Source organism: Flavobacterium sp. B167r (assembly GCF_056824315.1).
This window is the reverse complement of sequence record NZ_CP124859.1, coordinates 2,340,867-2,354,454: the sequence shown is the minus strand read 5'-3', so window position 1 is coordinate 2,354,454 and position 13,588 is coordinate 2,340,867. Positions and strand designations below refer to the sequence as shown.

The 13,588-nt window shown below is 36.5% G+C and carries 7 protein-coding genes; 4 read left to right on the top strand and 3 right to left on the bottom strand.

Annotated features, from left to right (window positions below):
• The first annotated feature begins 2 nt into the window (after positions 1-2).
• The 4 genes from QLQ96_RS10430 to QLQ96_RS10415 are packed head-to-tail and all read left to right on the top strand — an operon-like array spanning position 3 to position 8,943.
• Positions 3-1,034: a hypothetical protein gene (locus tag QLQ96_RS10430; protein WP_482496602.1), complete on the top strand. Its 1,032-nt coding sequence runs from the start codon at positions 3-5 to the stop codon at positions 1,032-1,034.
• Positions 1,031-1,486 carry a T9SS type A sorting domain-containing protein gene (locus QLQ96_RS10425; RefSeq protein ID WP_482496601.1) on the top strand — a complete coding sequence of 152 codons (456 nt, stop codon included), beginning with the start codon at positions 1,031-1,033 and terminating at the stop codon, positions 1,484-1,486. The genes QLQ96_RS10430 and QLQ96_RS10425 overlap by 4 nt, the downstream gene beginning before the upstream one ends.
• Positions 1,487-1,492: 6 nt before the next feature.
• Positions 1,493-8,428: an RHS repeat-associated core domain-containing protein gene (locus QLQ96_RS10420; protein ID WP_482496600.1), complete on the top strand. Its 6,936-nt coding sequence runs from the start codon at positions 1,493-1,495 to the stop codon at positions 8,426-8,428.
• Positions 8,425-8,943 carry a hypothetical protein gene (locus QLQ96_RS10415; RefSeq protein WP_482496599.1) on the top strand — a complete coding sequence of 173 codons (519 nt, stop codon included), beginning with the start codon at positions 8,425-8,427 and terminating at the stop codon, positions 8,941-8,943. The genes QLQ96_RS10420 and QLQ96_RS10415 overlap by 4 nt, the downstream gene beginning before the upstream one ends.
• Before the next feature lie 434 nt (positions 8,944-9,377).
• On the opposite strand, the gene QLQ96_RS10410 is transcribed toward QLQ96_RS10415, so the two are convergent.
• From QLQ96_RS10410 to QLQ96_RS10400, 3 genes are all read right to left on the bottom strand, one after another.
• On the bottom strand, positions 9,378-9,716 hold the full coding sequence (locus QLQ96_RS10410) for a hypothetical protein (RefSeq protein ID WP_482496598.1): 339 nt from the start codon (positions 9,714-9,716) through the stop codon (positions 9,378-9,380).
• Between the two features lie 852 nt (positions 9,717-10,568).
• Positions 10,569-11,867, bottom strand: coding sequence for a family 8 glycosyl hydrolase (locus QLQ96_RS10405; RefSeq protein WP_482496597.1), 1,299 nt, complete (start codon positions 11,865-11,867; stop codon positions 10,569-10,571).
• Between the two features lie 218 nt (positions 11,868-12,085).
• The gene (locus QLQ96_RS10400; RefSeq protein ID WP_482496596.1) at positions 12,086-13,582 is read right to left on the bottom strand and encodes a RagB/SusD family nutrient uptake outer membrane protein; all 1,497 of its coding nucleotides are present in this window, start codon (positions 13,580-13,582) and stop codon (positions 12,086-12,088) included.
• Positions 13,583-13,588 lie beyond the last annotated feature (6 nt).

The following is a 13,588-nucleotide window of genomic DNA, read 5'->3' as shown; positions in this document are numbered from 1 at the left end:
AAATGAAACAAAGAATACTTTATTTATTGCTTTTCTTTTCTAATGCACTATGTTTTTCGCAAGATTTGACTAGTAACGCTTTAAATGACAATGGAGATGTCATTTTCAGCAATATCGGGATAGGCACTAATCAGCTAACGTCTCCATTGACGGTCGGAGAGTTTCACGGGATAAAATTGTCTGTAGGAGGTACAGGATGGGCAAATAAAAATATTCTTCACACCGGCTGGACATCAGGAATTGGCGATTTCACTGAATTAAGAGTTGTTGGCAAAAATCCGAATAGCGCTTTTATAAGGCTAATAGAAAATGGAAATGTAGGCATTGGTACGTTAAGTCCAAAATCAAAACTGGAGGTTGCGGGGCAGATTAATAGTTTCAATGCGGCATTTGGCCAGTCGGATATAGAAACAAGTACTAAAAACTATGCAAATTTCAGCACTAATAATCATGGAAGTGTTCTAATATCATCGAATCTATATTTTTCTAATAATGAAGATTTAAAAACTGCAAATACACATCCGTCTCTGTCTGGAGGAGCAATTATGTTGCCTGGAAATGGCCGACCTAATCAAGGAAAGATTCTTTTCTACACTTCTATTCCTGCTCCAGTTACAGAGAATCAGGTTTTTTCAGGAGCCATCGCGATGGAGATATCTGGAGATGGAAATGTAGGGATTGGAAAATCTAACCCAACCAATAAATTAGATGTCAAAGGAACGATACATTCGCAAGAAGTAAAGGTGGATATGAACTGGAGCTGGCCAGATTTTGTATTCAAAAAGGATTATGCTCTTCCTGCACTTGGAGAAGTTGAAAAGCACATTGCTGAAAAAGGGCATTTGGAAAATATCCCAAGTGAAGAAGAGGTTTTAAAAAATGGAATCAATCTTGGCGAAATGAATGCCAAGCTTCTTCAGAAGATTGAAGAGCTAACACTATATATGATTGAACAGGAAAAGAGAACTGAAAGCCTAAAAATGATTATATCAGAACAGAGCAAGCGTTTAGAAAAACTTGAAAATAAACTATGAGAAAACTAATTACACTTTTATTGCTTGGAATCAGTGCTTTTTCAAATGCCCAGCAGAAAATCACTTTCAATTATGATTCGGCAGGAAACCAGATTCTTAGGAGCTTATGCATTTCAGGCTGCAATGCCACAGGAAAGCCAGCTGAAGAGCTTAAAGAAATGGAAGCGGTGACCCAAGACGATCTGCTTAAATTTTCGAATGAAGATGTGATTTCCTATTATCCCAATCCCGTAAAAGAACAGCTTTATCTGAAATGGGAATTGATAAACGACAACAAGGTTGCCTCTATTGCAGTATATGGAATATCGGGGCAGGTTCTGCAGAATTTTTCAAGAACAGAGAGCATTGACAATCAGATTATTTCTTTTGGGGAATATCCGAGAGGAGTCTATTTAGTAGTTCTTAATTACAGAGACGGAGAACAGAAAACAATTAAAATTATCAAGCAGTAAATTTATATGAAGCAATTTTACTTTACTTTTTTATTTTCATTTTTTGCAATTATGCTTACTGCTCAAAATGAAAATTTACCCGCCAAGACAGAGATAACTGCCAGACCTATCAGCGCATCTACTTCAACAACTGGAAATTCAGCAGAAGCTGGTGTTACAGAAGGATCTCTAAATGTTTCTTTGACAGGTAATGCAAGCTATTCAATACCGATATTGACACTCCCCGGGATTAATGGCTTTGAGCCGCAGATTAGTATAACCTATAACAGCCAGAGAGGTTTGGGAGGTAATGCCGCAAATGGGTGGGATATATCAGGAGTGTCTGCAATTACCAGAATTCCTTCTACAAAATTTCATGACGGGAAAATTGATCCTGTAGATTTTAACAGTTTTGACCGGTTTGCCTTAGACGGACAGCGCCTTATATTAAAAAATGGAACTTCAAAAAATTATGGTGCAGATGGTGCAATATATGAAACGGAATATTTTTCAAATGTAAAAGTTACTTCTCGCGGCGTCCATCCAAATGGAGCTAATTTTGGACCGGAATATTTTATAGTAGAATATCCAAACGGAACAAAAGCGTATTATGGCAATTCTACTGATTCCAGATCAGTGATGGAATGGTCAATGACCCATATTGAAAATCCGCAAGGCGTGAGAATCAATTATACATATACGTCATCTGATAACATTCTTTTTATTGATTCGATAAAATATGGCTCATTAGGAGCCGAGCCGTCTATCAATGAAATCCAATTTGTTTATGATGCAAGAGAAACATCTGAGTGGGGACATATAGGAGGACTTTATTATAAACGAGACAAAAAGTTAACAAATGTTAATGTAAAAAGCGAAGGCATAGGTTTTAGAAACTATGTGTTTGGATATCGTTACGGAGATAAAATTAGTACGGTAACTGAAAAAAACGGCGATAATACAAAGAGTTTTAATCCAACCAGTTTTGAATATGGTGAACTCACAAGGGATGTTAGTTATACTGAGAAGGATATTGAGATTGATGTCAAGAATATTACAAGAAGAAATACAGCAACAGTATCAGGTGATTTTGATGGAGATGGGAACATGGATTTCATTTTATATCCAACTACGGGACCGTCAGCAAAAGCAAAATATTGGCTATTTGCTGATGTAGACCCTACTAGGCCATTTAACATGAATAAACCGCACGACGTTGGGGCATTTGATGAAATTTTTCCGACTACATACATTAATAGTCAAGGGCAAATGGAGCCAAAGCAAGGGTGGACTGTGGTTAAGGGCAATACTTTTACCACCTTTTATCTTCATCCCATATGGGGAATTTTACAAAATGATCAAAAATGGTTTAGTTTTCCGAGATTTGTTTTGGATTATCAGTATGAATGTGCAGGGGTCAGCTCTTCCCTTAATAGTGACGTAGAGGCATCTAGTTCTGAAAAAGAGATAGAAACCAGTACTTTAAGGCCGCCGCCAGAAGATCCTAACAATCCAACCTATGAACATTATGAAAGTGATATTCCCAGAAGGTTTATAAGCGGAGATTTTAATGGAGATGGAATTACAGATGTGGTTGCTGTTGAAAAATCTTTTACTTATCCTTATCGCATTGGATGTACAACTTATACTCAAACTTATCAGGGAGGAAAAACATTTTTTATAAATTTGGATAAAAGAGCCAGTGTTGGTTTAAGCGGAGCGGGCAGCATTCAATCTAATGATGCCAGCGATATAAGAATTGGTGATTTTAACGGAGACGGGAAATCTGATGTGTTTGTCTTTAACGAAGGATCGGTTAAAATCTTTGGACTCGATGACACTTTGCATTTTGTACTGCTGGATGAGAAGGCAGATCCAAGCATTATTCTGGATCGCCCCATTCTGATGGGGGATTTTAATGGAGATGGGAAAACTGATTTTATGGCTCCAAAGGCATTGAATTCGTCCAAGTGGTATAGGTTTGCTTCTACGGGTATTAAATTGCTAAAAGAAGAAGTGGCTTCCGGTATTCTTTTCAGGACAAATAGTCCATACACAACGTTCGACTATATATCAATTGATATAAATAATGACAATAAAACAGATGTAATCTTTTCCACCACTTATAGCTCCAATGGATACAACAGCATTACCCTTAATTGTTTTCTCAATTATGGTGGATATTTTCCTTCTAGCGTGCGAGAGGCAAGTACGGGAAATCAGGCTGACATCAATATATATGCCCAGCCAGTGCATCTGCCTACATCTCATCCGACCTTAAAAAAAGGAGTTTATACAGCTGATTCTACTCTTCAGGTTGCTTTTCTCAATAACAATAAAATTTACTATTTTTCATATGAAAACGATTACTTGAGGAATAATCTGCTTACCAATATTACTTTAGGAAATGGTGTTGAACAGGCCATAAGCTATATTCCTCTAAACTCTAGTTATAAAAACGCATACAATTCCATCTATAATCCAAGCCAGTACATTGCAAAGTATCCTAATTTAGATATTCAGACTGGCCCAAATCTATATGTGGTATCGAAAATTGAGCAGAAAAGCAAAGACGTTTACAAAAAAAAGCTGTTTGGCTACTATGGAGCAGTATCAAACCTCGAAGGGCTCGGCTTTATGGGATTCCGCTCAATAAGTGAGACTAACTGGCACGAGAATGATTCTCAAATGATCTCAAATGTTCGAAAGTTTGACCTGGACCAGCGTGGTGCAGTGACAGAGAATTATAATGTTCTGGGGCAATCCACTCCATTATATGCTTCTCCAAACCCAATTGACAGGATAATTACTAAAGGGGAAAATTATACGGTTACAGCTTCTGATAATCTGACCGCAACGCAGCGCATTGTTTTACAGCCTGGGGCATGGATAAAAGCGGGAAGCACTTTTTCTGCAAAAATAAACCCGGAAGCAAATAAATCAAGCAATACGCCAACAGATTTTATAACCAAAACAATCTCAACTTACGAAAGTGAGCTGCTCGCGAATAAAGTCTTTAAACTGCAGAATACAGAGGCAAATCAATTTAATACTCTTGACGGCACGAGTGTGCAGAACATCAATGCATTTAATGAAAATAATGATATAGTAAGCTCTAAAGTAGTAAAGAAAGAAGGCACGGCAGTTGTCCAAACGGCCACAACTGATATTGTCTATCAATCTCCTATTTCATCACCATATATAGTGGGCAGGCCTGCCAGCAAAAATGAGAGCGTATCTGTCTCTGGACATACAATGGCCAATAAGGAAGAGTATACTTACAATGGCAGCCAGCTGCTTTCCAATTTAGATAAAAGCGCTTCGGGCACAGCGGTAATATCAGAGAAAACTGATTACGATTCTTATGGGAATGTGACCAAAACTACAGTAAAACCGCCTCTGCCTTTGCAGCCAAGAGTTACGGAATACGAATATGAACCGTCCGGCAGGTTTGTCAGTAAAGTTAAGGACAATGATGACAAAGTTTCCGCTTTTGAATATTACCCAAACGGTTTGCTGAAGAAACAGACAAATCCATATAGCGTGTCTCGATCGTATACTTACGACTCATGGTTTAAGAATACAACAGCTACCGATGATCAGATCAACAGAATTGATTCTATTTCATACAAAGTTATCGGTGAAAAGATAATTCTAACTTCGAGAGTAACCTCGCCAGGTTTGGATGCTAGTGTGAGCGAGGATACTTTTGATGATTTGGGAAGAAAAATAAAATCAGGAACGAAAGACTTAAACGGGAACATGTCTTATGTATCTTATCTTTATGATCTTTATGATAGAAACTACAAAACGAGCGAGCCTTATTTTGGAGCTTCCGCTTCAAAATGGAATGAAGTTAAATATGATATTTATGGCAGAAATACGGATGGCATTTTATACAATGGAAGGTCTTTTTCAATGTCGTATAATCCATCTAGCTTAACCTCTACATTTACTGATGGGCAAAGATCAAAAACGAACACGCAAAATGCTGCTGGAAATACCATTTTAACAACAGAAAACACCGGAGGGAATATTGATTACCAGTATTTCGCTGACGGCAATATGCGGAAAACAGCTTATAATGGAATAGCTATAACTATGGAGCAGAACGGGTGGGGAAATAAAACCAGACTGCAGGATCCATCTGCTGGGACTTACAATTATGGCTATAACGATCTTCAGGAACTTATTTCCGAAACAAAGGAAAACTCTGGAATTGCAACCACAATAACACGCGATCCTAAAACAGGCAGACCTGTGACAAAAACAATTAAAGGTTCAGGTACTGACAGTAAGACTAGTTATGCATACGAAGATTCTCTGCCGCTTACGATAGATTTTACGGATAATACTGAACCGGCAGGGAGCAATAGAACTCTCACTACTATATCATATGACGCTTATAAAAGAATATCAGATATCGTCGAAGAAAAGTTTAATGTCTATAAATTCACCCAAACTTTTACTTATGACGGTCTTGACCGCATAGCAACAGAAACGAAAACAGCAGAAATTGGCGGGGCCAGAAGTTCTGTATTTACAAGCTATGTATATAAAAATGGAGACCTTTACCAGATAGTTGATGCCAACAATAAAGTTTTATGGCAGACCAATGAATTAAATGAGAAAGGACTGCTTAAGGAAGCTATTACCGGCAATGGAATCAAGATGTCTAATGTTTACAATCCTGATGATGGCTATCTGTCTGCGATAAAATATGCTAAAATTTCATCAGGCGCTAATCTGCTAACACTTGACACAAAATTTGATAAAAATACAGATAATTTAAAAAATAGAACAAACAGCGCATTTGGAAATTATACTGAAACATTTGAGTACGATGATTTAGACCGATTAATATCCTTTACTAATAAATCAGGAATCCAAGAAGTTCAAGCTTATGATGCATCGGGAAAAATCTTGAGCAATAGTTTAGGCATCTATGAGTACGATCCTCAAAAAAAATATCAGAATACTGCTATTACCATGACTCCAGAAACTGCTGGGTATTACTCCAACAGAGAAGGGATTTTTAATGACAGTATGGAGGATAAAACAGGATGGGGAATTGAGAAATATCCAAATACTGACTTTTTCAGCTATGATGATCAAAAGGCAGGGCATGCTTCAGGGAACCACACGTTAAAATTGGCTAATGGAAGTGCAGAAGAGCAGTATGTCTTTTTAGACAAATGGATTGATATTGATAATGCTGTGCCAACAGATTACACTTATTCTGCATGGGTATTTAGCGACAATCCGCAGTCTCAGGTATTTTTATTCATGAAGGACAGTGCTGGTAATCTGTCAGCAGATAATGCGGTTTCAGATGCGAAAGGGAGCTGGACTTTTATCACTAAGACGGTAACGGTTCCTGCTGGAATCAAAAAGCTGCGTATGCGTTTGGACAATAACGGGTTGGGGAATGTCTGGTTTGATGATGTGGAAATTCGTAAAACAAATGACCCAGCTTCATTAGAAAGAAAATTGAACATCACTTACAATGCATTTAAAAGTCCAATTGAAATTGAGGAGACGAATGTTGATAAAGTAAGTTTCTCATATAACGATGACAACCAGCGAAGCGTAATGTATTATGGAGGTTTTCAGACGGTTAAATTCGAACGCCCTCTTCGAAAATACTATTCTGCAGATGGAAGCATGGAGGTAAAACAGAATACCAAAACAGGCTCTATTGAATTCATTACGTATATTGGCGGAGACGGTTATTCTGCTCCAATAGTATCAAAATATAATGGAACATTCCAAAATTATTTATATTTACACAGAGATTATCAGGGGACTATTTTAGCGGTAACAAATGACAATGGTGATCTGGTTGAAAAAAGATTGTTTGATGCCTGGGGGAGCATTATAAAAGTTCAGGATGGTGCAGGAAATATACTGAACGGTTTAACGGTCTTAGATAGAGGCTACACTGGACATGAGCATTTGCAGAGTGTGGGGCTGATCAATATGAATGCAAGATTGTATGATCCTATGCTTCATAGATTTTTGCAGACCGATAATTTTATACAGGATCCGACAAATACCCAAAATTACAGCCAATATGGCTACGTTCTTAACAATCCTTTGAAATATACTGATCCAAGCGGGAATACGGCTCAGGGGCCCGGACAAGATTGTGTAGATTGCGGATGGGGGGCAGCTATTGGAAGCGGAATTAGTACCATCGCTCAAAATTGGGATAACTGGGGAATTAAAGATTGGGCAAACAAAAATATTAATGGCGATAAACTAAGCCGATGGACCAAGGACACCTTCAATCTGAGGAATAGGTTTGGAGGCAAAAAAAGTGAGAGCCCTGCTCCTAATATGAGTACTCACAATATTGGCTCTAATTTTAGACAGATGGCTGATTCTGCTAGTAAATGGGTAGATAATGCCTTTGGAAACGATGCTAGACAAATAGTTGGCGTTACCAGCCAATGGGCAACTGACTATAGTACAGCTCATGCAAGTATAGGAGCTGGAAAAATTTGGGCTAGACAAATGGAACCTATTAAAGAATTGTATGAATTGGGTTTTGGAGCCACAGGTGTAGGAATATCTAATACTAGAAGTCTTGCAACAAATAAAGTAGTAAAATCTTTTGATTTTTCCGTAGTTAATGAAGAAGTGGCTTTAGCAGGTGATATGGTTAGAGTGCGTCATCACACTGGTCCACTTGGTGCAAAGGGGATAAAAAGAACGATGTCTATTTGGCCGGCAAGAAACGGAAGTGTTCATTTTGAAGTTGAGCCCTTTATGAATCCTTCTAGAGCTCATTTTGGACAAATGGAAAGAGGTGCTTACATTGAATTTTCAGTTCTAAAATCTAGTATTTACTATCCAGAAGTATATAAAGGGTTAGGTAATTATGGTGAAATAATAACTAATGGAGCCTCTTTTGGTTTAAAGAATACGAATCCCAAATTTGTAATACGTTGGTGGAGATGAAAAAAAATAAAATAAAATATAGTTTCTTGGTTTTTATCTATGCCTATTTGAGACAAGCTGATTTATCTTTAGATAGAAGCAAATATGTTTCCCTAAGGGAGCTGGTTTCTTTTTATAAAACACATATTGAACCTCGAAAAGTTGCAGAATATCTATGTATGGATGTCAAATGTTGTGAAAACTATGAATTTGATTCAGAATTTAGCAGTAGCTTTATCACTTTACTACAAAACAGATTTTTAGTTGTTTTCAAAAGACAAGCATTTTTAAGTTTAGGTGAAAGATGCTATTGTCAAGGCAAATTATTAGAGTTGGATAAGATTTTATCAGGAGACGAAGTTGATAGGTTTGAGGTTGAGAAATTAAGGAATGAAATCGCAAAGTTTAATTATGAAATAATTGAACCTAGACTTAAAAAGTCTGATAGAAAAAAAGCAGAAAGCGTAGAACATTTTATGCAGAGTGACTTAGTACAAACTAGATCATTGAGTGATTTTATTAACTTTAGAATGTAAAAAAAGAAATCATTTGACGATTCCAAGCTTTGCGAGAATTGTCAGAACTCAAAAGTTACGCAAACATTCTAGATTTCACCCAAAAGTTTAAACAAATTTGTAAATAAACCTGATAAAAAGTTTGTCGTTTTTAGTAATGTTTCTTAAAAATAAAATTAAGCGCAAATGTATTATCAATTTCTTAAAAACTAAACTCACTCCAAAATACTAGAAGAAGCCGTAATCTTCTCATTGCATATTTTCAAGTATCATCAAAAGAGGTTTTGATTTTAAGACCTCTTTTTTTTCTGTAGTGTTAAAGCATTATAAAGTCCGATTAAGGCGATGCCGTTTTTAGGGAGCGTTTGCAAATCTTGTCTGTATATCTTTTCTGCTTCGACATATTTTCATGCTTTAAGTAAAACAGCACCTAAATAATGTCTAACAGAGAAAAACTAATCAGGAGATTCATTGTAGTTTAAGTGATCTTCGATTTCTATGGCTTTATTTAAAAGTACGAATGCTTTATATAAATTGTTTTTTTTCGCTTCAACTCTAGCTGAAAGGACGTTATTGGTAATCTGAACCAAATCATACGTTTTATTGATATTCCAAATCGTAACGTCTTTTAAGGTTTTGTCTTTGGCTAATTCATTAAGAGAAGCAAGCTGTTTTTCGGCATTGGCAATATCATTTTTTCCTAGATAAGCCATTCCTTTTGCGTAATGCACGATTACATTTGGATAAACAAGATTGTCATCAGGTTGCGGAATCTCCATAATCTTGCCCCACATAGAAAATTTTAGGGCTATGTAATACGGAATGATGTAAAGTTCCCCAATCTGCCTCACGCATAATTGTAGGAGACATATGTTACTGTAATAGCAATGAAGATTTCCAAGCCAATTGAGCGGGAACAAGACTCGAACCATAGCTTTAAATTTGTATGAAATCTTTACAGAAACATATTAAAAATAATTGTCAATAATCTTTAATTTTATATAAAGATATATTTTAATCTTTAAGTATATTTTTACAAAAAGCTATCAAGCTTATTGCATTCTTTTTTGGTAGAAGATTTAAAAGTAAACCACCGCGAATCAATAACAAAACGCACATTTTTTTCCAAACTCTAAAAATCACATCCTATTTTCTTGAAATTCTCCAGCCATTTCTCGATTTTTTTCCCTACATTTACAAAGGTTAATATACCCAGAAATTTTAAGAGTGCCCTATTAGTGCCCTGCTTTTTTTGACATAACATGACACCCAGTGTTTGCTGGTGCTTACGATACAGGTGGCGGAGCCTCTTTCTCCGCCAGATAAAGTCTGAAAAAGTGACTTTTTAAAATTAACAGCCTTTAAGCGTTATTGCTTAAAGGCTTTTTTATGCCTTAAATCTTAGAAATACACCTAGTTTTATCGCTTTTCTACTTGAATAACTTAGAAATAAACTCATTTAAACATGTTCTACATGTAAGCTACTCATGGGCTGTTTATTGCGATTCGTAATATTCATATTTGATGCCCTGCTGGTCTAACATTGTCCATCACAACAATCATTGGAACCGCTTTTTTAAAACAATCAGATTGTCTAAAATTAAGTTTTCTTTTCCTTACTGTTTCATAATTTTTTGCTTAAAAAGTTATTTTACTTTTGGAACAATAATTTGATATTTTCCGCTTAGATGCATTAGACTGAAAAAGTACATAAGCCCGTCATAGTAAGGGTCAAAGTAACCGTCTTCATAAGGCTCTAGTTTTGCATTCCAGACCGCATGAACAAAATCCGTACTTTCTTTATCGTGATTAACTAATGATGCGGTTGCCGAAGTCGCAACTAACCCAATTGAATGCCTTAATTTTTTCACCGGACCAGCCTGAAGTATGAAATCTGGAGTAGAGCCATCTAGGTTAAACTGATCATCAAATTTGTCCAAACCCTTAGATCTGAGAAAATTTTGAAATCGCTTCGCATATTCTTCTTGCCACTTTTTATCTTTCCCGTACCAAGTATAATCCATTGCCACATTCATAGGAACACGCCAAGAATCATATCGAAATCCTGGAGGCATCCAAGGAGTCGGGTGCGGTTCACCCGTAAACTCGGCATAATCTGAAGTTAGACCCGTTACGGGATGGCAGGCTTTATGCAAAAAATTACGCGAAACTTCTGCACATTCTCTATAAAACTCCTCATGGCCGTCTTTGGCGTATAATGCCCATATTTCGTAGAATGCAGGAACATGATAAGAGGGATCTGTCCAATTGTAGCCTCCGCCTTCAGGTACAAATGAAATCTGCTTGTGTTCTGTATTTATAATATTATGCACATTGCCAGTGCCATCTTTTTTCCACATGGCATCCAGTATTTTTCTTGCTTCTTTATAGTAGTCTATTCCTGTATCATTTCCCCATCTGTTGGAAGCAAAAAGAAGACTGGTTATATAATACAGTTCTCCATCTGAAGCAGAACCTGGAGAATTCTGCTTTTTAGTAAGAGGATCAACGCTCCATGCAAAATAACCTTCTCTAGGCCCTTCTTGATGTTGCATATATTTCACAGACCATCGCCAAATACGATCAAAAACTTCTTTTTTATTGAGCTGAACAGCAATCATCATTCCGTACGACATACCTTCTGTACGGGCGTCTTTATTTTTTACATCAGAAACGTATCCGAGAGAATCTCCTTCTTCAAAATATACCTTATTTGGTCCTTCAAAAATATCATAATAAGCCTTGGCTACTTTTTTGTCTATTTCACCTTGGCTGTAGCCTGCTTCTTTAAAAAGATTTCGGTATTGAGGCCTTTTAAATTCTGTTTTTTCTGCCTTCTTTTTATTCTGCCCTATCACTAAAATTGGAGCAGTGAGCATCAAGATTGTTGCCAAAACGGAAATTTTAATGACATGCCTGTTTGAGTTTTTTTTATATGAAATCATATTTGTCTGTTTAAATATTAATTATTCATCAGAAAAAAAAAAAAAAAATGAGATTATTATTTATAGAACCAACACTTTCAACAACTTATATTAATGGTTCCGTCTTTATTTATAATGTACAAAATATCGAATCGAATTGTCTTAAACAATAAACAGCGCATCACTGCGCTGTTTATAAAAAAACTAACTTAACTTAAACTAACCAAAATTTATTTGTCTTAATAACCAGGATTGTTATCGCTTGGTTTTATTTTAGGATTTGAAGATGTTTCTCTATTTGGTATTGGCCAAAGTTCACTTTTACCAGCAGTAAACCCTGTACCTTGTAGTGCAGTACTCGCTATACCCCAACGTATGATATCATCAAAACGAGATTGTTCTCCAGCAAATTCTACTTGGCGCTCGTGTACAATTGCAGCAAAAACAGCTTCTTTTGTTGGAGTAATTGCAGTGGTTAAATTTGCTCTGTCACGGACTTCTTTAATATATGCTATCGCCGCTGTTTGAGAACCGCCATCTCTTTGGTTTTCACATTCTGCTTTCATAAGCAATACATCAGCATAACGCATTACTTTAAAGTTAATGCTTGATCGAGTTGCCTCATCCTCTCTTGTGTAATAGTTTTGATATTTTTTCCAGCCTGATCTTCTGATACCTGCAGAGGTGGTAAAATTACTTGCAACCATTACCTTAGTCCCCTTTAAATAGCTAGAACCAGGTACATAAAAAGTATCACCAAAGCGGTTATCACCTACTTCATACGAATCTAGAAGATCATCTGAAGGATAAACATTGTACCAGCTAAGATTTCCATATTCTTGACCTCTAAGTGTTGACTCCTCAAAACCAGTTCCTTGACTATCACCCACAGCTCCCCATTGATCTCCTGTTCCATTTTTTTCGTCAAACTCGATTTCAAAAATCGATTCTTTACCATGCTCGGTTTCTTCCATAAAGTTGTTGTAGAAATTGCCTTTATCTTCAAGACTGTAACCTGCTACCTGATTAAGAGCTGCCAAAGCTTGATCGTATTTCTTTTGGTAAAGCAACACTTTCCCCAGATAAGCAAATGCAGCTCCTTTATTAGCTCTTCCAGCTGCTTCTGATCCTTTTTCTAACAAATTCTGACTTGCAAATGTAAGATCTTCTTCAATTAGGGCATATACTTCAGCTTTCGGGCTTCTTGCATTACCGATAATCGTATTTGTTTTATAAATTGGGATGTCCCCAAAACGTTTCACTAATAGAAAATAGTAATATGCTCTTAAAAAATGAGCTTCTCCTAAATATTTATTTTTTCTTTCCTGAGATAAAACAAAAGTTGGCAAAGCATTGATTTTAGCTTCATTGTCCAATACAAAGTTTGCTCTGGAAATTCCTAGGTAACAAGATTCCCAGTAGAATTGAATAATATCATTTCCAGCGTTAAAAGAAAAATCTTGAAAAGGTTTCTTATTTCCTTCCAATTGCGGATTTCCTAAAGCGTCATGCGCCATAAGATCCATAGCGAAAGAAAAATTTCTTCCATACAAACCTCTTGTCTGAAGATTTGCATACGAGGCATTTACGGCAGACTGCACCTGTGTTTCATTCTGAAAGAAAGTATCAGGAGATAAAGCATTGGGGTTGGTTAATTCTAATTCGCCAGTGTCACAAGAAGTCATTGTTAAAACTCCCGACAATACTATAAATATATATTTGATTTTTTTCATCATCTTTAA

Coding starts and splice junctions, on each gene's coding strand:
- QLQ96_RS10430 (WP_482496602.1), top strand. CDS start 3: ATGAAACAAAGAATACTTTATTTATTGCTTTTCTTTTCTAATGCACTA.
- QLQ96_RS10425 (WP_482496601.1), top strand. CDS start 1,031: ATGAGAAAACTAATTACACTTTTATTGCTTGGAATCAGTGCTTTTTCA.
- QLQ96_RS10420 (WP_482496600.1), top strand. CDS start 1,493: ATGAAGCAATTTTACTTTACTTTTTTATTTTCATTTTTTGCAATTATG.
- QLQ96_RS10415 (WP_482496599.1), top strand. CDS start 8,425: ATGAAAAAAAATAAAATAAAATATAGTTTCTTGGTTTTTATCTATGCC.
- QLQ96_RS10410 (WP_482496598.1), bottom strand. CDS start 9,716: ATGTGGGGCAAGATTATGGAGATTCCGCAACCTGATGACAATCTTGTT.
- QLQ96_RS10405 (WP_482496597.1), bottom strand. CDS start 11,867: ATGATTTCATATAAAAAAAACTCAAACAGGCATGTCATTAAAATTTCC.
- QLQ96_RS10400 (WP_482496596.1), bottom strand. CDS start 13,582: ATGATGAAAAAAATCAAATATATATTTATAGTATTGTCGGGAGTTTTA.